General features: G+C 54.4%; 17 protein-coding genes. 10 read left to right on the top strand and 7 right to left on the bottom strand.

The genetic code is table 11. The annotated features are described in order from the left end of the window. Positions 1 to 179 precede the first annotated feature (179 nt). From ftsZ to AUQ43_RS10700, 7 genes are all read left to right on the top strand, one after another. Positions 180 to 1,835 carry a cell division protein FtsZ gene (ftsZ, locus tag AUQ43_RS10670; RefSeq protein ID WP_062956277.1) on the top strand — a complete coding sequence of 552 codons (1,656 nt, stop codon included), beginning with the start codon at positions 180 to 182 and terminating at the stop codon, positions 1,833 to 1,835. 324 nt (positions 1,836 to 2,159) lie between these two features. Beyond that, positions 2,160 to 3,128 (top strand): UDP-3-O-acyl-N-acetylglucosamine deacetylase, encoded by a 969-nt coding sequence (lpxC, locus tag AUQ43_RS10675; protein ID WP_084272059.1) that lies wholly within the window; start codon positions 2,160 to 2,162, stop codon positions 3,126 to 3,128. 277 nt (positions 3,129 to 3,405) lie between these two features. Beyond that, the gene (locus AUQ43_RS10680) at positions 3,406 to 4,176 is read left to right on the top strand and encodes an outer membrane protein assembly factor BamD (RefSeq protein ID WP_062957242.1); all 771 of its coding nucleotides are present in this window, start codon (positions 3,406 to 3,408) and stop codon (positions 4,174 to 4,176) included. Between the two features lie 274 nt (positions 4,177 to 4,450). Further along, positions 4,451 to 6,121: a DNA repair protein RecN gene (recN, locus tag AUQ43_RS10685; RefSeq protein ID WP_062956278.1), complete on the top strand. Its 1,671-nt coding sequence runs from the start codon at positions 4,451 to 4,453 to the stop codon at positions 6,119 to 6,121. Positions 6,122 to 6,170: 49 nt separating this feature from the next. Further along, positions 6,171 to 8,270: an NAD-dependent DNA ligase LigA gene (gene ligA, locus AUQ43_RS10690; protein WP_062956279.1), complete on the top strand. Its 2,100-nt coding sequence runs from the start codon at positions 6,171 to 6,173 to the stop codon at positions 8,268 to 8,270. Between the two features lie 27 nt (positions 8,271 to 8,297). Further along, a complete protein-coding gene (locus AUQ43_RS10695) occupies positions 8,298 to 8,690 on the top strand; it encodes a hypothetical protein (RefSeq protein WP_044827982.1) in 393 nt (130 codons plus the stop codon). Next, the gene (locus AUQ43_RS10700) at positions 8,662 to 9,249 is read left to right on the top strand and encodes a thermonuclease family protein (protein ID WP_062956280.1); all 588 of its coding nucleotides are present in this window, start codon (positions 8,662 to 8,664) and stop codon (positions 9,247 to 9,249) included. Before AUQ43_RS10695 ends, AUQ43_RS10700 begins: the two co-directional genes overlap by 29 nt. Positions 9,250 to 9,270: 21 nt before the next feature. Here AUQ43_RS10700 and AUQ43_RS10705 read toward each other — a convergent pair whose 3' ends face one another. Then, on the bottom strand, positions 9,271 to 10,314 hold the full coding sequence (locus tag AUQ43_RS10705; protein ID WP_084272061.1) for a DMT family transporter: 1,044 nt from the start codon (positions 10,312 to 10,314) through the stop codon (positions 9,271 to 9,273). Positions 10,315 to 10,456: 142 nt separating this feature from the next. Here AUQ43_RS10705 and AUQ43_RS10710 point away from each other — a divergent pair, with 142 nt between their 5' ends. Next, on the top strand, positions 10,457 to 11,362 hold the full coding sequence (locus AUQ43_RS10710) for a LysR family transcriptional regulator (protein WP_062956281.1): 906 nt from the start codon (positions 10,457 to 10,459) through the stop codon (positions 11,360 to 11,362). An 80-nt stretch (positions 11,363 to 11,442) separates the two neighbouring features. Here the strand turns inward: AUQ43_RS10710 and mgrA are convergent, their stop codons facing one another. Continuing rightward, on the bottom strand, positions 11,443 to 12,495 hold the full coding sequence (mgrA, locus tag AUQ43_RS10715) for an L-glyceraldehyde 3-phosphate reductase (protein WP_062956282.1): 1,053 nt from the start codon (positions 12,493 to 12,495) through the stop codon (positions 11,443 to 11,445). Between the two features lie 109 nt (positions 12,496 to 12,604). Beyond that, complete coding sequence (locus tag AUQ43_RS20545) at positions 12,605 to 14,629, bottom strand: aminopeptidase P family protein (protein ID WP_062956283.1); 2,025 nt, start codon at positions 14,627 to 14,629, stop codon at positions 12,605 to 12,607. 259 nt (positions 14,630 to 14,888) lie between these two features. Here AUQ43_RS20545 and AUQ43_RS10725 point away from each other — a divergent pair, with 259 nt between their 5' ends. Both AUQ43_RS10725 and AUQ43_RS10730 read left to right on the top strand, forming a co-directional pair. Continuing rightward, complete coding sequence (locus AUQ43_RS10725) at positions 14,889 to 15,080, top strand: hypothetical protein (RefSeq protein ID WP_062956284.1); 192 nt, start codon at positions 14,889 to 14,891, stop codon at positions 15,078 to 15,080. A 194-nt stretch (positions 15,081 to 15,274) separates the two neighbouring features. Next, the gene (locus AUQ43_RS10730; protein ID WP_062956285.1) at positions 15,275 to 16,012 is read left to right on the top strand and encodes an SDR family oxidoreductase; all 738 of its coding nucleotides are present in this window, start codon (positions 15,275 to 15,277) and stop codon (positions 16,010 to 16,012) included. A 19-nt stretch (positions 16,013 to 16,031) separates the two neighbouring features. Here AUQ43_RS10730 and AUQ43_RS10735 read toward each other — a convergent pair whose 3' ends face one another. The 4 genes from AUQ43_RS10735 to AUQ43_RS10750 form a co-directional block, all read right to left on the bottom strand. Further along, positions 16,032 to 19,637: a PAS domain S-box protein gene (locus AUQ43_RS10735; protein ID WP_181838536.1), complete on the bottom strand. Its 3,606-nt coding sequence runs from the start codon at positions 19,635 to 19,637 to the stop codon at positions 16,032 to 16,034. 19 nt (positions 19,638 to 19,656) lie between these two features. After that, positions 19,657 to 20,742: an HD domain-containing phosphohydrolase gene (locus AUQ43_RS10740; RefSeq protein ID WP_062956287.1), complete on the bottom strand. Its 1,086-nt coding sequence runs from the start codon at positions 20,740 to 20,742 to the stop codon at positions 19,657 to 19,659. 336 nt (positions 20,743 to 21,078) lie between these two features. After that, positions 21,079 to 21,960, bottom strand: a complete 882-nt coding sequence (locus tag AUQ43_RS10745; protein ID WP_062956288.1) for a 50S ribosomal protein L11 methyltransferase — start codon at positions 21,958 to 21,960, stop codon at positions 21,079 to 21,081. Between the two features lie 75 nt (positions 21,961 to 22,035). Beyond that, a complete protein-coding gene (locus AUQ43_RS10750; RefSeq protein WP_062956289.1) occupies positions 22,036 to 24,390 on the bottom strand; it encodes an ATP-dependent helicase in 2,355 nt (784 codons plus the stop codon). Positions 24,391 to 24,465 lie beyond the last annotated feature (75 nt).

The following is a 24,465-nucleotide window of genomic DNA, read 5'->3' on the forward strand; positions in this document are numbered from 1 at the left end:
CAGCCGTACTTTTTTCTCCATTTTCCTGAAAACTTTTAGCCGTATTAAGAAGGCAATAACTCTTTGCCAGCTAAAACGAACTTGGAGGTCTTGTGTCCGAAGCATTTCTGGCACGCACAGGCAAAGGGAAGGCTTGTGTGGGACCCTCAGCTCTAAAGCGCGGAGAGGAAGAGCAAACAATGAGTACAATCAGTTTTTCCGTTCCTGAAACGGAAGAAAACCTAAAACCGAAGATTACCGTTATCGGTGTCGGCGGTGCCGGCGGCAACGCCGTTAACAACATGATCGCATCCGAACTCGAAGGATGTGACTTCGTTGTTGCCAACACCGATTCTCAGGCCCTGACCCAGGCAAAAGCTACGCGCAAGATGCAGCTTGGCCGCAAGATCACCCAGGGGCTGGGTGCAGGCGCCCGTCCTGATGCAGGCAGCGCCGCAGCAGAAGAATCCATTGAAGAAATTCAGGCGCAGCTTGAAGGCAGCCACATGGTATTCATCACCGCCGGGATGGGCGGTGGTACGGGTACCGGTGCTGCGCCGGTCATTGCACGTGCCGCAAAAGAGGCCGGCATCCTGACCGTTGGTGTCGTTACCAAGCCGTTCCATTTCGAAGGCACGCGCCGCATGCGCACAGCCGAACAGGGTATAGAGCAGCTTCAACAGTATGTTGACACCCTGATCATCATTCCAAACCAGAATCTGTTCCGGGTTGCGAATGAAAAAACCACGTTCGCAGATGCCTTCCAGATGGCGGATGATGTTCTGCGCAATGGTGTGCGTTCGATCACCGACCTTATGATGGTTCCGGGCCTTGTGAACCTTGACTTTGCCGATATCCGCACTGTGATGAGCGAGATGGGCAAAGCCATGATGGGTACCGGCGAGGCATCGGGTGAAAAACGTGCACTTGAGGCGGCCGAAGCCGCGATAGCCAATCCGCTTCTTGAAGATGCTTCGATGAAGGGTGCCCGTGCGGTCCTCATCAACATCACCGGCGGCATGGACATGGCGCTTTATGAAGTTGACGAAGCTGCCAACCGTATTCGCGAAGAAGTCGCATCCGAAGCCAACATCATCTTTGGTTCGACCTTTGATCCGACCATCGAAGGCGCTCTTCGCGTTTCTGTCGTGGCAACCGGCATCGACGCCGAAGAAGTCCGTCGTCCTCAGCCGACCACGGTTTCCGTCGCACAGCCTGTCGCACAAAAATCGGCAGAACAGCCAGCAGCCGCACCGTCCTTTGCACAGCATGGTGCCGGTAACGCAGCAGCTGCGGCCGCTGAAAGCACCGGCGCAGGTGATTACGCAGGCGGTGGATCAGTTGACCACATCCCGGCTGATCGCTTTGCCGCAACCGGCAGCGCACAGCAACCGGAAATCAGCCATCAGGCCGAAGCACAGGAAACCGGTTCGATTGAAATGGGCCAGACGGTTCTCAAGCCGAAACCTGTTCTGCGTGCTGACAAGCCGACCGAAAAAACCAACAGCAACGGCGACATGGCTTTCATCCCGCCACGCGCTGTAACGCCAAGCCAGGCTGAGCACACCTCACACAGCCCGGATGTGTTCGAAGCAGCCGATGCCCAGAACGCAACCTCGCCGCGTTCGGTACTCAGCAGCCTGTTTGGCAAGAACAAAACCGCCAAGGAACCGCAACACCATGCGGAACCGAAGGTCTCGCAGCCGCAAGCACCGGCACCACGCCAGACCGAGATGCCCCTTGGCGAAGACAGAGAACCTGTCATGAAGAAGGAACCCGCTTCCCGGGGTAAGACGCAAGGCGCGTCGGATGACCTTCTTGAGATCCCGGCCTTCCTTCGTCGTCAGGCCAACTGACGACGATCTCCGCGCGAAGATGGGGAAGGCTTGATGCCTTCCCCTTTTTTTTGAATGCACCAGAATAGATGACGCAGTATTGCGGTGATTGTGATCAAAGCCCCGAAGCCGGACGGTTACAGACTGCAAAAAGACATCAAGATAAACCAAATTTTACTATTTATTTTCAGTTATTTACGAAGTTTACAAAGCGTAACAAAGAGTGATTTGAGTGATTGCGTGTTCGTCAGTAATGTCTGAAACTAACAAAGCAGGGGCCGATGGCTTTAAACATGCTTTGACCGTGATTGATGACAAACTGAATGACCTGATTTGGGGGTTCCTGTGAACAAAATTGCCGATCTTGGTTCTGCCATCGCGCAGAAAGACCTTTCCGGCGACGGCTATGTGGCCCAGCGCACATTGAAGGCCTCCATCGGTTGTGCAGGTGTCGGTTTGCATTCCGGCCAGAAGATCCGCATTACCCTTCACCCTGCCCCTGCTGATCATGGCATCGTATTTCGCCGCACGGACCTGGATGACCAGCCGCTGTTTCCGGCACGTTACGATGGCGTGATCGATACCCGTCTTTGCACCTGCCTTGGCGATGCATCCAAGGGCATCAAGATCGGCACCATCGAACATCTGATGGCAGCCCTTGCCGGATCGCGCATTGATAATGTCCTGATCGACATTGATGCCGACGAAGTCCCGGTCATGGATGGCAGTTCTGCGCCGTTCAACTTCCTGATTGATTGCGTTGGCATTGAAGAGCTTGGTGCTCCGCGTCAGGTCATTGAAGTCCTCAAAACTGTAGAAGTCGAATATAACGGCTGCACCGCGCGGATCGAACCTGCCAGCGGATTCGAGATCGATTTCGAGATTGATTTCGCCAGCAAGGCCATCGCCAACCAGCGCATGTCAGTCAAATTCGATGACGGCGTGTTTGTTGCCGATATTGCCCGTGCCCGTACCTTTGGCTTCCTGCACGAAGTCGAAGCCATGCGTTCTGCTGGTCTTGCCCGTGGTGGTTCGCTTGATAACGCGGTTGTCCTGTCCGGTGACGAAGTCATGAACGAAGAAGGTCTGCGTTACGAAGACGAATTCGTCCGCCACAAGATCCTTGATGCGCTGGGCGACCTTTATACCGCAGGCAAGCAGCTTCAGGGCAAGGTTACGGCCTATAAATCCGGCCATCACGTCAACAACCTGCTTTTGCAGGCGTTGCTGGCTGATGAAGATGCCTATCGCGTTGTTCCGCTGACCAAGTCTGCCCTGCGCGGCGTATCCGAACCGATTCTTGCCACCGCCTGATGTCAGGCGCTGGTTGTCCCATGCTCCTGAAAATGGCGGCCCCAGTGGTCGCCATTTTTGTTTTCAGGGTTGGTTTTGCACCTGCAGATGATGGCGATGAATTTCGAGATCAAAGAAAAGTCTGCATTTGACGACACAACCACTTGCCCAAGCACGCCCTTCACATGATATAGTCCGGCGGATTTTCTGGTGAATGTGTCACAAATTTCGAGGATAGGTCACAGTGCTAAGTACCGTTCGCGCCAAACAGATCATTGCCACTTGCGGCCTGTCGCTGATGCTTGCGGCATGTTCAAGCAATGAGGCGCCGGAATATGTCGAACGCCCGGTTTCCGAACTGTATAACGGCGCGCAGGACCTGCTGGACGCCAAGGAATACCAGCAGGCCGCCGAAGCATTTGACGAGGTGGAACGCCAACACCCCTATTCGGTATGGGCAACCAAGGCGACGCTGATGTCGGCCTATGCCTATTATCAGGACAACGAGTATGACGATGCGATCAGTGCACTGGATCGCTTCATTTCGCTCCATCCGGCGAACCCGGATGTGCCATATGCCTATTACCTCAAGGCGCTGTCCTACTATGAACAGATTTCTGATGTTGGCCGCGATCAGCAGATGACCCAGCACGCCATGGATGCACTTGATGACGTCATCCGCCGTTTCCCGGACAGTAAATATGCCCGTGACGCCAAGCTGAAAAAGGACCTGACGGTCGATCACTTGGCCGGCAAGGAAATGGATGTTGGGCGCTACTATCAGGACCGCAACCAATATCTGGCCGCGATCAACCGTTTCAAATCGGTGATCGAAAACTATCAGAGCACAACCCACGTGCCCGAGGCCCTTGCGCGCCTGACGGAATGCTACCTCTCGCTGGGTCTGGAGGGCGAGGCCAAACGCACTGCCGCTGTCCTTGGTCACAACTTCCCGGGCAGCGAATATTACAGCGAGTCCTATAGCCTTCTGCTGGGCGAAGACGCCCCGGAGCGCGAAGAGGAAAGCTGGTGGGATTCAACAACAAACTCCATTTCCAGCCTGTTCTGAATTCAGGTAACCAAACCACAACAAACCCAAGGGATTGCTTGACAATCCGCCTTGTAACAATATAGAACAAAAAAAGAACAACCCGTGGTTAACACCTGAAATTACTGCACTTTGACCAAACATCATTGTCGCAGTCGAATTGAGACCGTTTCACCTTCGCAAGGCTTGCAAGGCGGGGCGGGATTGGGCACTCTGCAATTTCACAAACGAACTAATAGGTCCTGAACCTAGCTGTACCTGTCTGCTGCTCCGTTAACAACATCAGTACCCAGCAATGCTTCGACGCCTCAGCATTCGGAACGTCGTCCTTATCGATAAACTGGATCTCGATTTTCACGATGGACTAAGCGTCCTCACAGGTGAAACCGGTGCCGGTAAATCGATCCTGCTTGACTCGCTTGGACTTGCCTTGGGCGCGCGTGCAGACAGTGGCCTTGTCCGCCATGGGTGCGACAAATGCAGTGTTACGGCAACCTTCAACCTGCCACAGGGACATCCGGTTTTCAGACTTCTTTCCGATCAGGACATTGACCTTGAAGGCGAAGACCTTGTCGTTCGCCGCGTAGTGACGGCCGATGGTCGATCACGCGCCTATGTGAACGATCAGTCGGTCTCGGTTGGGCTGTTGCGCGATGTTGGCAATTACTGCGTTGAAATTCAGGGCCAGTTTGACCAGCACGGCCTTCTGGATCCGACCACCCACCGCGCGACCCTTGATGCGCATGGCAATCTTGGAACGCTTGCGATGAGCGTGCGCGACCACTGGCGCGCCTGGCGAGAAACACAAAAGGAACTCAATGCCGCGCGGGCCCGGATCGAAAAAGCCCGTGAAGAAGAAGAATGGCTGCGTCATGCCGTGGACGAGCTTGAAAAGCTCGCCCCCGAAGAAGGCGAAGAAGAACGTCTTGCCGAGGAACGCCAGTTCCTGATGCATGGCGAAAAGCTGGTTGCTGCCCTTAATGACGCCGGATCGGAACTTTCGCGTGGCAAGGGTGCTGAAAGTGCGCTTAGAAGTGCGCAGCGCTGCCTTGAACGTGAACTTGAAAAGGCCGATGGCCGGTTTGAACCGATCATCGAGGCCCTTGATCGTGCTGCCATCGAACTTGAAGAAGCCAACCGGTCAATTTCGGCAACGCTGGCCGACCTTAACCTTGATACCGGCCATCAGGAAAATGTAGAGGAACGCCTGTTCGCCCTGCGTGCTGCGGCGCGCAAATATGATGTTCCCGTCGATGGCCTTAACCCCCTGATGAAGGACTTCCGATCCCAGATTGATCAGCTCGAGTTCGGGGAAAAGGAACTGGACCGCCTGACGGCAGCCGTTACGGAACATCGCGACGCCTATATCAAGGCGGGTGAAAAGCTTCATGCGGCGCGCAAGGAAGCCGCCGCCAAACTTGATGGCGCCATCAATGCCGAACTGCCCCCGCTGCGTATGGAAAAGGCGCGCTTTGTTACTGACATTGCCAAGCTTGAAGAAGCCGACTGGGGGCAGGATGGTATTGACCGGGTGCAGTTTACGGTCGCGACCAACCCCGGCAGCCCACCGGGGGCGCTTAACAAGATCGCATCGGGCGGGGAGCTTTCGCGGTTCCTTCTGGCACTCAAGGTCGTTCTGGCACGCGTATCAGCCGTGCCCAGTCTCGTCTTTGACGAAGTCGACAGCGGAGTTGGCGGCGCAACGGCAGCCGCCATTGGTCAACGCCTGCACCTGCTGGCTCAGGAACGTCAGATCCTTGTCATTACGCACAGCCCGCAGGTCGCAGCCCGGGGTCGCACGCATTTCTATATTGCCAAGCGCGAGGCAGACGGCACCATGGTGACCCGCGTCGATGCCCTTGTCGACGGTGCCCGGCGCGAGGAAATTGCACGCATGCTGGCCGGTCATTCCGTGACGGCCGAGGCGCGTGCCGCCGCAGACAGCCTGCTTGAACAACCCAATTGACCCAGACGCCAACGCGTCGGCCCAACCTTGAATACGGAACAAAAAGAATATGAACGCCGAACACGCGTCAAACATGTCCGAACTTCCTGAATTGCCGTCTTCAAGCACGGAGGCGCGCAAACAGCATGCAGAGATTTCTGAACGTATCCGGTCCTATAACGAGGCCTATCACGTGAATGACGATCCGCTGGTGTCGGATGCAACATATGACGCGCTGTTTAACCGCCTGATCGAACTTGAATCCCACTATCCAACGCTCAAGAAAAACAGCCCGACACAGGAAGTCGGTGCTGCCCCGGCAGAGGGATTTGCCAAGGTCAAGCATGCCCGCCCGATGCTGTCGCTTGGCAATGCATTTTCGCGCGAAGACATTGTTGATTTTCTGGCGCGTATTCGCCGATTCCTGAACCTGACGGCGCACAGCGCTGTCGAAGTGGTGGGCGAACCCAAGATCGATGGCCTTTCCCTGTCGCTGCGTTACGAGAACCGGGAACTTGTCACCGCAGCCACCCGTGGTGATGGATCAGAAGGCGAAGATGTTACTGCCAATGTCGCCCACATTGACGACATCCCCAAGATCCTTCCCGGTGACGCGCCCGATGTGGTCGAAATCCGTGGCGAAGTTTATATGGCACGTTCTGCCTTTCAGAAACTGAACGCAACACAGGCAGAAACCGGCGGCAAAACCTTTGCCAACCCGCGCAACGCCGCGGCCGGATCCTTGCGCCAGCTTGATCCGTCGATCAGTGCCAAACGCCCGCTTCGTTTCTTTGCCTATAGCTTTGGCGAGCTTTCCGAAAGCCTGGCCCAGACCCAGTGGGATTTCCTCAACAAGGTCGAAGGATGGGGTTTTGTCACCAATCCGCTGACCCGGTTGCTGAATGATGCTGATGACATCATGGCGTTCTACGACGAACTGGCGACACAGCGTCCGGACCTTGATTACGACATTGATGGCATCGTCTATAAGGTCAACGACTTTGAACTTCAGCTGCGCCTTGGTTTTGTCAGCCGTTCGCCACGCTGGGCAATTGCCCATAAATTCCCGGCCGAAAAGGCACGCACCCGCCTGAACGCCATCGAAGTACAGGTTGGCCGCACCGGTGCGCTTACGCCCGTCGCCCGTCTGGAACCCGTCACGGTTGGCGGCGTGGTTGTTTCCAACGCCACCCTTCATAACCGTGACGAAATCGAACGTCTTGGTGTGCGCGTTGGCGACATGGTGGTTATTCAGCGTGCCGGTGACGTCATCCCGCAGGTGGTTGAAGTCATCCTTGATGAACGCCCGGAAAACACCACCGAGTATCAGTTCCCCGATACTTGCCCGAAATGCGGCAGCCACGCCATGCGCGAAGAAGGTGAAGCCGTCACACGCTGCACCGGCGGCTTGATCTGCCCGGCACAGGCCGTTGAACGCCTGAAACATTTCGTGTCGCGCAACGCCTTTGATATCGATGGCCTTGGTGCCAAAAATGTCGAGGCGTTCTTTGAACTGGGCTGGCTGAAATCGCCTGGCGATATTTTCCGCCTTGAAAGTGATCATGGCGATGCCATTCGCAAGCTTGAAGGTTGGGGCGAAAAATCTGCCACCAAGCTATTCGATGGCATCAATGAACGCCGGACCATTGGGCTCGACAAATTTATCTATGCACTTGGCATTCGCCAGATCGGCCAGGCCACGGCAAAACTTGTCGCCCGTCATTACGGATCCCTTGCCGAATGGCGCGCAGCAATGGTTGCCGCCAATGAAGCCGACAGTGAAGCGCTTCGTGAACTGATCAATATTGATCAGATCGGCCCGGGTGTGGCCAAGGATCTGATTGAGTTCATGGCCGAAGATCACAACCGCGAGGTTCTTGATGATCTGCAAAACCTTTTGACAATCACCGACGTCGAAGCCCCGACCGTCAGCGACAATCCGGTCAACGGCAAGACCGTGGTCTTTACCGGCAAGCTTGAGCTGTTTTCCCGTAATGAAGCCAAGGTCAAAGCCGAAATTCTTGGTGCAAAGGTTGCCGGATCTGTTTCGGCAAAAACCGATTATCTGGTTGCGGGGCCGGGTGCCGGTTCCAAATTAAAGAAAGCAGAAGAATTAGGTGTTACAGTGCTTGATGAACAAGGATGGCTTGATCTGATTGCAGTTGAATAAAAACGTTCTCACTGGGGAAGTGTGCTGATGGAAGACCTTGGAAATTTCTTTCGCCGTTATGTCGACGCCCATCTCAAGCTCGAAGAAAATGCGCTTGATGATTTCTTTCACTTCCCGTGCCTGATCAACGATCTGTCCGGTGTTCAGGCAATTGCGAACTCGTCAGACCTGCACAAATATCACCAGTCCTTTTTCGAAGAACTGAAAAACGCTGATCTGGCCATGGCAAAATCCATGGTCGTTGAACAACATTCCGCCCTTCCCGGTGGCGCGCGCGCGATTGTTTCGTTCCGTTTTGGCAATTCCGAAAACAACCTGATCTTTGATTGCGACTATGCATTTGCGCTGCTCAAGCAGGATGACCAATGGAAAGTCATCTTCGCGCAGCTTGATGAAATCAGATACAGCGACCTGTATTGAGGCACGCATGGTGCCCGCACTTCCCCTCTGCCTGATCAGACTGGCCCTTGCCCTGATGCTGGGATGTATTCCCGCTATGGCACAGGCCGATCCGGACTTTGACACGCTGTCAGGTCCGGCACGTGCGATTGATGCCGATACGCTCGAATTCGGTTTCAAGCGCATTGACCTTTGGGGCGCGGATGCCATGAACCGTTTTCAACAATGCCGGATAAACGGTCAAAGCACGGCTTGCGGGGCAGAGGCATGGCAGCTTACCACCAACCTTCTGGTCGCCACCCCGGTCACCTGCGAGGTGCGCGGCAAGAACCGATATCATCGCAACATGGCCGTGTGCCACAATGCCAATGGGGTTGATATCGGCCAAAGCCTGATTCTGCGTGGCTTGGCCGTTGCCCGCCCCGATCAGATGCCGGAATATGAAGCCTATGAGAATCAAGCCCGGCAAGCCCGCAGCGGTGTCTGGGCCGGGGAGTTTATCGACCCGCTTAAATGGCGGCGCGGTGAACGCCTGCCCGAACATGAAATTGAAGTTCGTCGTTGGCAGCGCGAAGAATAGGCGCCCGGAGAATTCCATCTGTTAGCGCTGCGACGCCCCACCAGAACCAAATGGTCTTGCCAGCAAACGCCCCAATCCCGCCAGCGTAAAACTGTTCTTGAGGGACGCCACACCCAGTGTAACGACGACAAACCCGATCAACTGCGGGACGGTCAGGACTTCACCAAGGAAGAGCCAGGCGGCAAAGAATGTCATCGCCGGACCGGACAGCGAAATCAGCGATGCCTGTGTCGCCCCAACCCTTCGGATGCCTTCATAAAGCAGGAAAAACGGGATTACTGTACAAAAAATGGATATGCCCGCCGTCCACAGGATGCCAACCGGGTTCAGGTTCAGTGGGTTTTGCATCATCAGCGCATAAACCATCATGCAGATACCAGCCGCGGTGTTGATCAGGGCGGCAAAATGCATGGAACCGATGACCGTAATCATGCGTTGCCCAAAATAAAGATAAACCGCATAGGTCAGGGCAGAGCCAAACGCCCACGCAGCCCCATACCACAATTGATCTGACACCCCGCCAAACCCATCGGGCGCAAGCACCAACACCAAGCCACCATATGTCACAACAAAGCAGACAACTTGTGGAAATGGCGGGAAACGCCTTTTGTGAACGGCTTCAAGGATCATGACCACAGCCGGGAACGTAAACAGCACGATCCGCGAAACGATAACATCAATCAGCGAGACGGCCGTGAAGTCGAACAGAGCGGCAAGAAAGAACAACCCGCCATACAGAGCACCCCATGCCACATCGACCGGCTTCATTTTACGTTCGCCCGGCCGGTTTTTACCAAACATGAACACGCCCAGCCAGAAAAACGGCATGGCAATCAGGAAGCGCAACAGCAACAAACCATCCACCGTCATACCTGTCGCATAGACAAACTTCGCCAACAACCCCTTCATCGCCAGGGCAACGGTTGCCAGCAAGACAATGGTCAGCGCTGACCCTGCAGGCGAGATGACAGACGACGTCGTTGTCTCTGACGTACTTTCCTTGGCACACTGACCTTCCGGTCCGGACGGATTAGACAACGGTGTTGGATGCGACGGTGGCGTCATTGAAATTCTCCGATCCTCTCTTGGTTGCCATAGTCCCCTGCAAGCTGTCATTATTCAATTCGAATTAATTGCTATCAGATATCAGCTTTGGCTATATCTTATTGAGACACCACTACTGTTTCCCCGCGCAGGACCGCCACACATGGATATCAAACAACTTAGAAGTTTTGTGCATATCGCCGAACTCGGAAGTCTGTCACGCGCAGCTGAACGCCTGAACCTGTCGCAGCCCGCGCTTAGTCGGCAGCTTAATCTGCTTGAAGAATCACTGGATACGAAACTTCTCGAACGCACCGGCCGTGGCGTCAAACTGACCGAAGCGGGGCAAATGCTTGCGGAACGGGCACGCGTTATCCTGACCGACCTTGCCCGGCTTGAGGCGGACTTATCGGCCCGAAGCAGCCAGGTTACCGGCCATGTTCATGTTGGCGTCCCCCCAAGTGCCGGGATCGTCATAACAGGGGCGCTGATTGAAAACCTGCGTGATCGCTATCCGGACCTGAATGTGACGGTTGCCGAAGACCTGACCGGTGATGTGCAGGAAGGATTGCTATCAGGACGGATTGATATCGGGATTCTGCACGATGGCATGATTTCACGCAGCCTGTATGCCGAACCGTTATGGCGCGAAGACCTGTTTTTGATTTCCCATCCATCACAGGTGGGCGAACAGGAAACTGAAATCGCATATGAAGATGTTCTGTCCCTGCCCCTGATCATGCCAACCAACAAACACGGATTGCGGGCCATGATGCAGGAAGCCGCTTTCCGTGCCGGTCGCCCTCTCACCCCGGTGGTCGAGGCCGACGCCCTTCGCGTGCTGATTGATCTTGTTACCCGCAATCTCGGACATACTGTCCTGCCGCGCAGTTCGCTTGTTCAGGAACTCTCAACCGGGCGGCTGACGGCTCGGCGCATTACAAATCCGCAACTGTCACGCAAGGTGATGTTGTCGTGGTTGCAGGAACGCCCGCTCAGCGCGGGCGGCAAGGCCGTGGTCGATACATTGCGTGATCTTGCCGGTACGGTCCCAATGGCCAATCAATAGATGCCCAGCCGGCTGCAAACAAAAACCCCGAACGGATTATGGTCCGCTCGGGGCTTTCGGTATCATATGTGGCGCCGGGATCAGACAGGTGCCTGACTGTCCGAAGACTTTTGCCAAAGGTTGATGCCCGCATCCCCTGCATACTTGTCGATCTCAGCCAGTTCTTTTGCACTGAATTCAAGGTTATCAAGGGCATCAAGGCTGTTATCAAGCTGCTGAACATGGCGTGCACCGATCAGGGCAGAAGTCACCTCTGGACGGCGCAGCACCCAGGCAATCGCCATTTGAGCCAGTGTCTGACCACGGCGTTTGGCGATTTCATTCAGGGCACGAACACGATCAAGGTTTTCATCCGACAACATTCCCGGCTGGAAAGATCCTTCGAGTGCTGCACGGGAGTCTTCCGGCACGCCGTTCAGATACTTGTTGGTCAGAAGCCCTTGGGCAAGCGGCGAAAAGGCAATACAGCCCATGCCAAGCTCAGAAAGGGTATCAAGCAAACCATCCTCGACCCAGCGATTAACCATCGAATAAGACGGCTGATGAATGACACATGGTGTTCCCATGTCTTTAAGGATCGCATGCGCTTCGCGGGTCATTTCCGGTGAATAGGACGAGATCCCAACATAAAGCGCCTTGCCGGACCGCACGATCTGATCAAGTGCGCCCATGGTTTCGGCAAGCGGGGTGTTGGGATCGACACGGTGGGAATAAAAGATATCGACATAATCCAGCCCCATCCGTTTCAGGCTTTGATCAAGGCTTGAAATCAGATATTTGCGCGATCCCCATTCCCCGAACGGTCCTGGCCACATGCGGTAACCTGCCTTGGTCGAAATGATCAGTTCATCACGATGGCTTTTGAGATCCTGGGACAGAACCTTGCCAAAGTTTTCTTCGGCCGAACCCGGCGGCGGGCCATAGTTATTGGCAAGATCAAAATGGAACACGCCACGATCAAAGGCGCGACGGATCATCGCCCGTTGGGTTTCATAAACGTCCACACCACCGAAATTCTGCCACAGACCAAGTGTGATTTTCGGCAGAAGCAATCCACTGCGCCCACAACGGTTCCAGTTTTCGTCGTTATAGCGATCAGGGTTAGCCATCCACTGGGCTTCGACTTCAGCCATACATTCCTCCTGCTTTCAGAAGCGGTTTACCGCTTTTCTTGAATCGATCCAATGCCGCTTTAATAGGGCATTCGACCCTGTTTGTCAGCGCCAAGTCCGTGGCGTGAAATCAATCTGATTTCTTTTTGATCGGTGCAGTTGCCTTTTGCAGCCATTCCCGATGGTCATCGTCAAGATCATCGGCATACATCGCATAGACCTGTGCGTGGTAATCGTTAAGCCACTGCAACTCGTCCCTGCTCATCAATTCGGGATCAATCAGCTTACGTTCAATCGGCGAGAACGTCAGCGTTTCGAAGCCAAGCATCTTGCGGTCCGCACCGATTGGCGCGTCAATTTCTGCTACCGCAATCAGGTTTTCGATCCGGATGCCGTATTCGCCTTCCTTATAGAAGCCCGGTTCGTTCGAAAGGATCATGCCCTGTTTTAGTGGCACCTTGTTCGGCGCCTTGGAAATACGTTGCGGACCTTCATGCACACCAAGATAACTGCCAACGCCGTGGCCTGTGCCATGGTCAAAGTCCAGCCCGGCCTCCCAAAGCGGCATGCGGGCCAAGGTATCAAGCTGCTGACCCGTTGTTCCCACCGGGAACACGGCACGGGCAAGGGCGATATGGCCCTTAAGCACGCGGGTAAAACGGTCACGGTGTTCCTGTGTCGGTTCGCCGATGACGGTCGTTCGGGTGATATCGGTGGTGCCATCAAGATACTGCGCACCGGAATCAATCAGGAAAATTTCGCCCGGCGTCAGGTTACGGTTGGTTTCCGGGGTATTCCGATAATGACATAGCGCCCCGTTCGGTCCACTGCCGGGAATGGTTTCAAAACTGGAATCACGGAATAGCGGATCTTCGGCACGCATCGACAGCAACATGTCTGCAGCAGCACGTTCGTCGATGTCACCACCGCTTGCGGCTTCATCAAGCCATTTGAAATACCGAATGATCTTTTCTCCGTCGCGCTTGTGCGCCTTGCGCGATCCTTCGAGCTCGACGTCGTTCTTGCATGCCTTGGGAATAGCAACCGGATCGCGCCCAACGCGCACGGTTGCGCCCGCCTCAGCCAGTTGCATCCGCAACCAGTCGGCAGCAGTCGCTTCATCCAGCCGCACCGATTGATTGCCCATCGACCGCAAAGCGTCTGCAAGTTCCCCCGGCGCACGCAGATTTGCTTCGCCCGACAACCATGCGACGGTTTCGGCAGCAATTTTGCGTTCATCCATGAAAAGATCGACCGATGCATCACCATTAATGATTGCATAGCCAAGCGCAAGCGGTGTCTGCGGCACATCGGCACCACGGATATTCAGAAGCCACGCAATGCTGTCAGGTGCGGACAAAATGGCACTGTCACATGATATACGCGACAGGATTTCAGCAATCTGGGTGCGTTTTTCAAAACTGGATTTCCCGGCATATTCCATCGGATGCGGTCGGACAGGCCCCAGCGGCAAGTGCGGTTGCGCATGCCAGATTGCATCTATTGGATTGGTATCAATGGCAACCAGTTCCGCGCCGACAGCTTCACATGCAGAACGCAGATGCGTGGCCTGTTGCACGGTATGCAGCCAAGGATCATAGGCCAGTTTTTGCCCGGATTTCAGATTGTCGTGCAACCATCCCACCACCGGCTCTTCTACTAGATGGCGGTATTCAAACAGGTCACGGTTAACTTGCTGGCGCACCTGAATGGTATAGCGTCCATCAACAAAAACCGCCGCCTTGTCGCTCAGAACAACAGCCGCCCCGGCTGAACCGGTAAAGCCGGTCAACCACGCCAGACGTTCGGCGCGCGCGGGAACGTTTTCGCCCTGATGTTCGTCCGCACGCGGCACGACGAACCCGTCAACACCCTTGGCCGCAAGGTATTTGCGCAATGCATCAAGCCGATGGGCTGAGTCAAAACCGTCCTTGGCCATTTTGAAAAGCCTTTTGCGTTCATCACGAAGTGCCAGCAACTCGGCGCGCAATTCGTCATCCGGGGATGGACAGATCAGATCGATCCAGTCTTCTCGCGTACTGCCTTCGGCGGCGGCCAGAACACCGTCAACCAGATCAATGACAGCGCTGACATCCTTGTCGACATTGGCGGCTTCAAGCAGTTTGGCAAGTTGAGCATCACCGGAAATGGCCATGAAGGTCCTCTTTAATCATGTGGGGCATCGGGTGGGTGGTACGTACGACTTATGTAAGGGTTAGTACCGATATCACGCAAGCACCAAAGCTATCAGCACTATGCTACGTCATTTTTCATCCCGGAAACACCTGTGCATGCATCCGGCGTATGAATGCCTTGCAACCTTCGCAATGCAAATTAGCCAAAGGTTAACGTATGACATTCCCGTGACAAAAAGATGGCCCGTCGGGACGTCAATTTGCTGGAGACCATGAACGGTGATCCGTTTTCCAATTACTGCCTTGAGCGTCATACAATCTCGTCGCCGCCAGACGGCCTATGACGGCCTTGAGCGCCTGACCCTAGGTCAAAAAGCAGCGCTCGGCCTTGATACTGGCCCTGCCCATCTGGCAGACGACATCGCTGATCGTATTCCATATGATCAGCACGACGCCCAAGACACGGAATAATGGATCAGTCCCGCCCGGGTTGGTCTGATATCAAATGACGAAGCGCAGGATCACGGTTCATGATCCTTGCGGCATTTTTGTCTTTTTCCCTCTGAAACGGCCCTGCTTCTCCACAGCAGGGCCGTTTCTTTTTGACCGGCTCCGACCCTGCACGCCATAGTGATCAGAACACCATGTCATGATGCGGAGTAGAAATGGCCAAGACAGTTCTGATCACCGGTGGGTCGCGTGGCATTGGACTTGCCACCGCCGTCTTGTTCGCAGCCAAGGGATGGAACATCGCTTTCAGTTTTGTCGGCAATCAGGAAAGCGCAGATGAAACCTGTGCCATGTGTGAACGGGTCGGGGTCACCGGCAATGTGATTGCCCGCAAATGCGACGTCCGAAACGAGGAAGACGTCATCGCCCTTTTTCAAGCCGCTCGCGACCGATTTGGTTCCATTGACGGCGTCGTTAATAACGCTGGCATCGTGGCCCCACAAAGTACGCTGGCAGACATGGATATTGAACGCATGAAGACCGTGTTTGATACCAATGTGCTCGGTGCTTATCTGGTCGCGCGCGAAGCTGCACGGGCCCTTCATTCCGGAACAGCCATCGTCAACGTTTCTTCGGTCGCGGCAAAACTTGGATCACCGGGTGAATATATCGACTATGCCGGATCAAAAGGCGCAATTGACACCCTTACCAAAGGTCTTGCCAAGGAACTCGGCCCAATGGGCATTCGGGTCAATGCCGTGCGGCCGGGCATTATTGAAACCGATATTCACGCCAGTGGTGGCCGGCCAGAACGAATTGCCGAACTAGGCCCGGCGTGCCCGCTCGGACGTGCCGGTGAGCCCGAGGAAGTCGCACAAAGTATCTTTTGGCTCATCTCGAACGATGCGTCCTATGTTACTGGCAGCATTGTCGATGTTTCAGGCGGGCGGTAACCCGACATTCTTTGCCCGATTACTCTACCGGTTTCAAACCTGCGCTGTCTTTCGCCTTTGCTGGCGTAGCGGCGGAGTTTGATGGCTTTTCGGTTTTACTGGCATCATCAAACACGGCCGCCAAGCCATCATGCAATTCAATGATATCAAGCGGCTTGGACATGATGCGCGCAACACCAAGCGCCTCAAATGAGGCCGTCACTTCGTCAGAGGCATATCCCGTCATAACGACGACAGGAATATCATTGCCCGCTTCGCGAAGTTTTTCGATCAATTTGTGACCGGTCATGCCGGGCATTGTTTGATCCGTCAGAAGCCCGTCAAAATCAGCATCCGGTGCGCTCAAGGCATCCAAGGCGGTGGCTGCATCGTTAAAGGTTTCCACGGAATAGCCGATCCGGCCCAACATCCGCGCGCAAAGCTTGAGGTTCTTTTCCTCGTCATCGACAACGGCAAGATGCCCGCCAGAACTGGCCAACAAACCTTGTGTATCGCGTTTCTCGTCTGTGGCTTCACGGTCATGTTCCGGTAACAGGATGGAAAACCGCGTCCCCTGCCCCAGACGGCTATAGACCGAGATTTCGCCTTTATGCCCGGAAATAATTCCATGCACAGTCGACAGACCAAGTCCGGTCCCCTTTCCGGGCTCCTTGGTCGTAAAGAACGGATCGAATATTTTTTTGGCTGTTTCCGGGTCCATCCCGGCACCGTTATCAAGAACACTGATCTGGATATAGTGTCCGGTTGATAACAACGGATGGACTTCCAGACTGTCTTCGGTGACTTCGAACCTGCTGGCCTTCACACAGATTTCACCATGATCACCAATGGCGTGATATGCGTTGGTAATCAGGTTCATCAGACATTGATCAAGTTGTGTGGCATTGCCCATGACGGTCATGGATTGCGCTGCCAGATCAACCCTGAGGGACACACTGGACGGCAGGGAACCGCGCGCAAACCTGACAGCGCCATTAATCATGGACCCGACATCAACTGGCGAACGTTCCGTTTCCGAGTTCCGGCTAAAGGCCAGAATTTGTCGAACAAGGTCACGGGCGCGATCCGCGCCCTGACGAATTTCCATAACATCTTCACGCAGTGGCGAATCTTCGGGCAGGTCGGTATAGAGCAACTCGGCATAACCGCTGATCGGCTGCAGGATATTGTTGAAATCGTGCGCGATGCCACCAGCCAGAACACCCATTGTTTCCATACGTTGGGAATGGCGGAGCTGCTGTTCAAGTTTTTCACGCTTGCGTTCAGATTGCAGGCGTTGAAGTTCGGCGGATGCGCGCGATGCGAAGACCTCGACAATGGACTTGGCCAATTGCGGGTCCCCAAGCGGCTTGTCTGACACTGTCACCAGAATACCGATCGGTTGACCTTCGCTGCCGTAAAGAGTCGCCCCGACATAACCAACAACATCAATGTCGGTAACCCGTGTCACATCGGGCATCACACTTTTGAAATTGTCCTGGCAGACAAAAACGCCATCTTTGATGACGCGTTCCCCGGCCGATCCAGCTATTGCGAAATCAAGACCGCCGCGCCCGGTTTCCGGTGAATAGTATGCAACGGATTTAATACGGTCACCAACGATTTCAGCAACGTGGCAATATGTCATACCAAGTGTTTCGCAAAGAACCTGGGTCAGGTTTTCAAAGAAGCCTTCACCAACCTGGAAACGAATACCGCGATAAATCGATTCCAGTGTTTCCTGATGGCGCTCACGCTCTGTTACATCGAGGGCGAAACTTGCGATACAATCAAGCTCGCCATTCGCATCAAAGATCGGGCTTTCATACCATTCACAGATAATGCGGCTGCCGTCACGCCTGATATTCTCGAACCTGTTATTAACGCTGTCTTTGGTTTCCATGATCCGTTTGATCAACGTATGCAAGCGTGCCCGGTCTTCCTCCGGCACAAGAAGTTCGAGCTTCTTGCCGACCATTTCATCGGCATTATAGCCAAACAGTTGGCAAGCCGTTTCATTGACCTCGATGATCGTTCTGTCAGGCTTCCAGTAAAAGACACCGATCTTCGCGTTATTGAAATGCGCGCGCAGACGACGCTGGTTGGCTTCAAGATCTGCCTTGGCGACCTCAAGATCGCGGCGATACCGGATACGTTCCGTTATATCGCGGCAACTAACCCTGATCCCCAGATTGCCGCCCTGGCTATCGGCAATTGGTTGCCAGGAGATATCGATACCGACTTTGCGGCCATCCTTGTGGACCCCGGTGAATTCACGGTCGCTTCCCGAAAGACCCTCTAGCCCCTCGTTGATATAGTGGCGCACGCGATCACGATCCTCTGCCGCGACCAATGACAACGGGTAATCCTCAAGCACAATGCATTCATCGACTGAATAGCCCAGAACACGTTCGACCCCCGGATTCACCCAGATCAGTTTCCCGTCAGGTGCGATCCAGCTTTCCCAACCATATGTGTAATTGGCAACCGCCTCAAACCGTCGGCGCGAGAAGCTGAGTTCGTCATTGGCTTCCATGACGTTTTTCATACCCGCTGCCGCAGCCAGCAAGGCACCAGCCATATGGGCAAAGACGATTTCTTCCGGTCGCCAGGCTCTGGTTTTCCCAACCGATTCAAAACATAGAATGCCCATTCGACCAGCAGCCGAAATCAGTGAAACATCCAGGATCGCCTTGACGTTCATTGGAATAAGATATGCGTCTTTTAGCTCCGAGGTTCGCGGATCTTTCACAGCATCTTCTGCATCCACCACTTGGCCGGTCTCAAGTGCCGCGAAATATCGCGGTAAAACCGAGCGCCGAAGTACCATACCTTCATGCGTGGCCGATGGATTGTTGGCATCAAACAACCCAACACATTCCACATCACCATCATCTCTCTGGAGCCAGAGACTTGCACGCTGACAATCCATCAGATTGGCAAAGCGTTTCAAGGTTGGTCGGAATGAGGCGTTCTCAATTCGATCAAGCGACGTGAAATGATTGGCAACTTCCGATGCGCTCTCGCGGATTTGCTCCAGAAACCTTTTGCCAGACATCAATTCGTTTTGCGAACGCAGTTGATCCATACTGGTTTGCAAGAGCGCCTGACGCATCCAGACCACACCAACCACAATGGACGCGGTCATCCAGATGTACCCAAACAGCGCAGAGCCCCAGACCGGCAACGTATGCGGAACAGAGCCGCTATCCGTAATCAACCCGCCATCCAGCTCGAAAATCCGCATCGCACCGACACCGACGATCGCCAGAAAGCAGAACACCCCGTATCGAATGGTTACCGCAAGCGAACAGAACAGGGCCACGATCACCGTTGCAACAATCATCATTGCCATGCCGCTGGCAGGTGAAAACTTTACGATGTAAAGCAACGACATGCTTGTCATCGCGGCGACAATCACAAAGGACTTGGTTCGCGTCGACAAACGTTTGCGCATCAAAAGGCAGATGATGACCGCAAGGAACACCAGAAGGTGAATTACCTCAACCACCACGGACCGCAGGCTGGCCTCACGCAGAACCGAGGAAACCAGCGCGGGCAAACCACCGATAGTCATCACAAACAGCATAAAGTCCGCGATGCGGTTTCTTGTGCGGCTCAGAATGGTATTTAATCTTTTTGGCATCGGCTGTGTTGTTCCGTAATCAGACCAACTGGTCGGGCATGCTCTTATAGATGCTCTCAAAGCGGCCATGATGCTCGGCAAAAAGTCCCAGAAGCATGGGATCAAACATCTCAGGTGATGTGCGCATGTCGCCTCTGGTGATGATTTCGACAGCATCCAGATGACCGTAAGGCGGTTTGTAGCGGCGCGAACTACGCAGGGCGTCATAAACGTCTGCCAGCGAGACAATCCTTGCGACCATCGGGATGTCCGCACCTGACAGGCCCGTGCAGTATCCAGACCCTTCCCAATGTTCGTGATGGTGCCGTGCAATGATGGCAGCCTGGCCCAAAACCGGGTTATCGGATGAATTCAGCATCGCAAAACCGATTTCGGTATGGCGTTGCATCACCTTGAATTCCTCTTCGGTCAGTTTCCCTTCCTTGAGAAGCACTTCATCGGGCACCCCGACCTTCCCGATGTCATGCAAAATACCGGCAACCCGAATGATGCGTTGGACGTTCTCGTCCAGCCCTGCCATCTCGGCCAGCAATTGGGAATAAAGCCCGACACGCACACAATGCTCGGCGGTTTCAATGTCACGGTATTGGGAAATCAGGCTGAGCCGGTCGATCATTTCCTGTTCGGCACCGCCCAGCTTGCGACTCATGTCATCAAGGTTTTTTGACTGACTGATATTCTCAAGTTCAAGTTTGCGAACCCGTTCACCTTCCTGATCGCGTTCCAGTAATCGCGCCTGCGCATCAAGGACAGCGCGTTCCAGATCCGCACGTTCAATCGGTTTATCAAGGAATTCCCGTACGCCAAGGCGCAAAGCGGTAACCGCATCAGACTTGTCACCGTCCCCGGTCAATAGAATGAACTCAAAATCGCGCTTGTATTCATTGATAGCCCGTTTGACGAATTCAAGTCCGCTGCAATTGGGCATGCGAAGATCTGAGACGACCAGTCGAAGAGACGCATCGCTACGCACTTGCGCAAGCGCCTCAAGGCCGTCCGATGCAACGACCACATCAAACCCCGCACGCTCGAGAATGCGCGAAAGCAATTTGCGGATTGGTGGCTCGTCATCGACAACGAGAATGCGGTGTTCGAGTTCGCTCAATCACTCAGCTCCCTTTCTGAGGCACATCCCTACAACCGAATAGAATAAACCTATCCGTAAGTATTGCTTATTGCAATATACGCAAAAGGTGAAGAAGCAGTTCTCAGATTTAACAACAGCAGTTTCCCTTGGTAGTTCACGGGAAAAGCACAAAACCAATGATTGAAAAACGCGGGAGATTTTCTGGTGGGGCCGAAATTTTTCCCACCAACATCCATTTTCGTCGCGAATCGAAGGTCTGAGGCGCTCGAAAGACAAGTTGGAGCCGAAATAAAAAACGGCTGCCCGTCGAATGCGACAGGCAGCCGTCAAAAGCTCGTTTTCAAAGAGGTCAGATTAGCCGACGACCAGCGTTGTCCAGTTTTCCACCTTAAAACGGTTGACCAGAGACAAGCCAACTTCACGGTAGGCAGACAATACGAACTGTTCCTGATGTGCCAAAAGCCCTGAAAGGATCACAACGCCATCTTCCGAGAGCGTATTGGTCAGGTCATGCGCCATGCCGCGCAACGGACGGGCAAGAATGTTTGCACAAACGATGTCGTAATAACCGGCATCGCGGATACGGGAATCCTGAAAACCGTTCGAATGAATGGCGGTGACAAGATCGGCAACCTTGTTGGTTTTGGCATTTTCACGCGCCACGCGAACGGATGCCGCATCAATATCAGCCATCATCACCGGGCAGCGCCAGGTTTTGGCACATGCCATGCCCAAAATGCCCGACCCGCAGCCCATATCAAGCGCATTCTGACGCGGTCCGCGTTTCGCCAACCAGTCAATGGCAGCAAGACAGCCTTTGGTGGTCTGATGTTCACCAGACCCGAACGCCAGACCGGCGTCGACCTGCAAAGCAGTTTTTGATACCGGGAGTTCCTCTTCCCAGTGCGAGCCATGAACAAAGAACCGCCCAACCGAGATCGGCTTGAAGCTGCGCAGGTTTTCACCAACCCAGTCTTTTGGCTCATAGGTACCAAATGTCACGGTTGGTGTCTTGATCCCGACAGCGGATGCCATGATCGAAACCGCCGTTTCGACAGCGCCCTTGTCAAACATCTCGCTAGCGAACCCCTCAACCCGCCAAGGTGCTGCCGGATCACCATCACGTTCGAAATGCGAAAGCGCATCGCAATAATCAAACAGCGCATCGGCAAAGACTTGCGCATAGGCGCTATCAACTTCGAACTGAAAGTTGTAGCAAAGAACGGGTTCAGTCATATCGCTTCTCGCTTGTGTGGGCGGCGAATGTGCCCTGCCCGGTTAAATCGGTCATCCGAAAATGTTGCCCGGGGCTTACCCCGGCAGGATAAAGCTGTCGACCACTTTCTTCATGCCGACACTTTCAAACTGGATCTCCAGCTTATTGCCATCGACAGCCCGCACGGTGCCTGAGCCGAACTTACGATGGCGCACCGTATCACCCACCTTGTATTTCGACGATTTCGAATTGGTGGAATAGCTGGCTTCACCATCCGGCTTCACATCAATCACGTTCTTGCGTACGCGATCCTGCCAACCACTGGATGCGAATTTGCGCTCCCCGGAACCGGATACCGGATTGCGCGACGGGGTATTGTCGCTGGCCCAACTTGGCATCTTCATCCAGTCATCAGCACCCCACGCACCGGGCGAATGATTGCCACCATGCCCGCCAAGGCTGGTGTCACTGCTGCGTTCGATATGCTCATCAGGCAATTCATCGACAAAGCGCGATGGCAGGGCCGATTGCCACTGGTTATAGATGCGCCGATTGGCTGCATAACAAATGGTCGCACGTTTACGCGCCCTGGTAATCCCGACATAAGCCAGACGACGTTCTTCCTCGAGGCCCTTGACCCCGCTTTCATCCATTGCGCGTTGATGGGGAAAGACGCCCTCTTCCCAACCGGGCAGGAAAACGTAATCGAACTCAAGTCCCTTGGCGGCGTGCAGGGTCATGATGGTGACTTTTTCCTCATGATCGTTCTGCGCGTTTTCCATCACCAGTGAAACATGTTCCAGGAAGCTGGTCAGGTTCTCGAACTCGCCAATTGCAGACACCAGTTCTTTCAGGTTTTCCAGACGGCCGGGCGCATCAATTTCCTTTGATGTCCGCCACATGTCGCTATAGCCGCTTTCATCCAGAACGGTTTCAACGACTTCGACATGGCTGCTGTTGCCAAGCATCTCGCGCCAGCGTTTGAAATCAGCCAAAAGCCCACCGATGCTTTGGCGCATCTTGGGCTTGAGTTCCTCGGTATCAATAAGATCACGCGCCGCATCCGGAAGCGAGATCGCCTGATCACGCGAATATTGATGCAGGGTTTGAAGCGTTGCCTTGCCCACCCCGCGCTTGGGCACATTGACGATGCGCTCAAACGCCAGACTGTCATTGGGCTGCGCAACAAGTCTGATATAGGCAAGCGCATCACGGATTTCCTGACGCTCGTAGAAGCGTGGGCCGCCAACAACCCGATAAGGGATACCAAGCGTGATCAGCCGTTCTTCAAACTCACGGGTCTGGAAACCGGCACGCACAAGAATGGCGATCTGCGATGCACCAACACCCTTGCTTTGCAGGGCTTCGATATCTTCACCGATCAGGCGCGCCTCTGCTTCACCGTCCCAAACACCTTTAACAAAGACCTTTTCGCCACTATCGATTTCCGTCCAAAGCTGCTTGCCCAAACGTCCGTCGTTAAACGTGATCAGTTTGGATGCCGCGGCCAGAATATGCGGCGTGGAGCGATAATTCTGCTCAAGACGAACGACTTTCGCGCCCGGGAAATCAGACTCAAAGCGCAAGATATTGCCAACTTCGGCCCCGCGCCAGCTATAGATCGCCTGATCATCATCACCAACACAGCAGATATTGCGATGAACCATCGCCATTGCGCGCAGCCACAGATACTGGGCCACGTTGGTGTCCTGATACTCGTCGACCAGAATATAGCGGAAGGTATTCTGATACTGCTTCAGAACTTCCGGATGCTGCTGGAACAGGGTCAGGCAATGCAGCAAAAGATCCCCAAAGTCGCATGCATTCAGGACCTTGAGGCGTTCCTGATAAATCTTATACAGGTGCTTGGCCCCGCCATTGGCGAACTCGACACTTTCATTGACCCGTTCGGGCGTCAGGCCCTTGTCCTTCCAGCGCTGAATGATGCCCATCAGTTGCTTGGCTGGCCATTTTTTCGGATCGATCTGTTCGGCATCCATGATCTGCTTGAGCAGCCGGACCTGATCATCGCTATCAAGGATGGTGAAGTTTGATTGCAGCCCGATCAGTTCCGCATGGCGGCGCAACAGGCGCGCCGAAAGCGAATGGAAGGTTCCCAACCACCAGCCTTCAACAGGACGCCCAAGCGCCTGAGCGACACGTTCCTGCATTTCCTTTGCCGCACGGTTGGTAAAGGTCACAGCTAAGATCTGCTGGGGATGCAGGCGTTCGCTCTGCGCCTTGGTTTCCAGAAGATGCGCCAGACGCGTGGTCAAAACGCGCGTTTTTCCGGTGCCTGCCCCCGCCAGAACCAGCAAAGGTCCATCAAGCGTTTCGACAGCATCGCGCTGCTCGGCATTCAGATTGTCGAGATATGCCGGGGTCGGTGTATCGGCCAGACGCATTTCAGGGCTGGCTGCGAATTCATCAATTTCGAAGGGATCATCCATCATGACCGCATATATATCACGCTGTGCGAACGGGGCCAGTGTCGTTCCATATTGCCCCGTCGATTTTTACATTCT

It is taken from the genome of Thalassospira sp. MCCC 1A01148, from assembly GCF_001613795.1.
GTDB lineage: Bacteria > Pseudomonadota > Alphaproteobacteria > Rhodospirillales > Thalassospiraceae > Thalassospira.

Excerpts from the sequence above, each read along its gene's own strand:
- AUQ43_RS10735 (WP_181838536.1), bottom strand. The coding sequence starts at position 19,637 with ATGCCAAAAAGATTAAATACCATTCTGAGCCGCACAAGAAACCGCATC.
- AUQ43_RS10745 (WP_062956288.1), bottom strand. The coding sequence starts at position 21,960 with ATGACTGAACCCGTTCTTTGCTACAACTTTCAGTTCGAAGTTGATAGC.
- mgrA (WP_062956282.1), bottom strand. The coding sequence starts at position 12,495 with ATGGCTGAAGTCGAAGCCCAGTGGATGGCTAACCCTGATCGCTATAAC.
- AUQ43_RS10695 (WP_044827982.1), top strand. The coding sequence starts at position 8,298 with ATGGAAGACCTTGGAAATTTCTTTCGCCGTTATGTCGACGCCCATCTC.
- AUQ43_RS10700 (WP_062956280.1), top strand. The coding sequence starts at position 8,662 with ATGAAATCAGATACAGCGACCTGTATTGAGGCACGCATGGTGCCCGCA.
- ligA (WP_062956279.1), top strand. The coding sequence starts at position 6,171 with ATGAACGCCGAACACGCGTCAAACATGTCCGAACTTCCTGAATTGCCG.
- ftsZ (WP_062956277.1), top strand. The coding sequence starts at position 180 with ATGAGTACAATCAGTTTTTCCGTTCCTGAAACGGAAGAAAACCTAAAA.
- AUQ43_RS10705 (WP_084272061.1), bottom strand. The coding sequence starts at position 10,314 with ATGACGCCACCGTCGCATCCAACACCGTTGTCTAATCCGTCCGGACCG.
- AUQ43_RS10730 (WP_062956285.1), top strand. The coding sequence starts at position 15,275 with ATGGCCAAGACAGTTCTGATCACCGGTGGGTCGCGTGGCATTGGACTT.
- AUQ43_RS10680 (WP_062957242.1), top strand. The coding sequence starts at position 3,406 with ATGCTTGCGGCATGTTCAAGCAATGAGGCGCCGGAATATGTCGAACGC.
- recN (WP_062956278.1), top strand. The coding sequence starts at position 4,451 with ATGCTTCGACGCCTCAGCATTCGGAACGTCGTCCTTATCGATAAACTG.
- AUQ43_RS20545 (WP_062956283.1), bottom strand. The coding sequence starts at position 14,629 with ATGGCCATTTCCGGTGATGCTCAACTTGCCAAACTGCTTGAAGCCGCC.
- AUQ43_RS10750 (WP_062956289.1), bottom strand. The coding sequence starts at position 24,390 with ATGGATGATCCCTTCGAAATTGATGAATTCGCAGCCAGCCCTGAAATG.
- AUQ43_RS10710 (WP_062956281.1), top strand. The coding sequence starts at position 10,457 with ATGGATATCAAACAACTTAGAAGTTTTGTGCATATCGCCGAACTCGGA.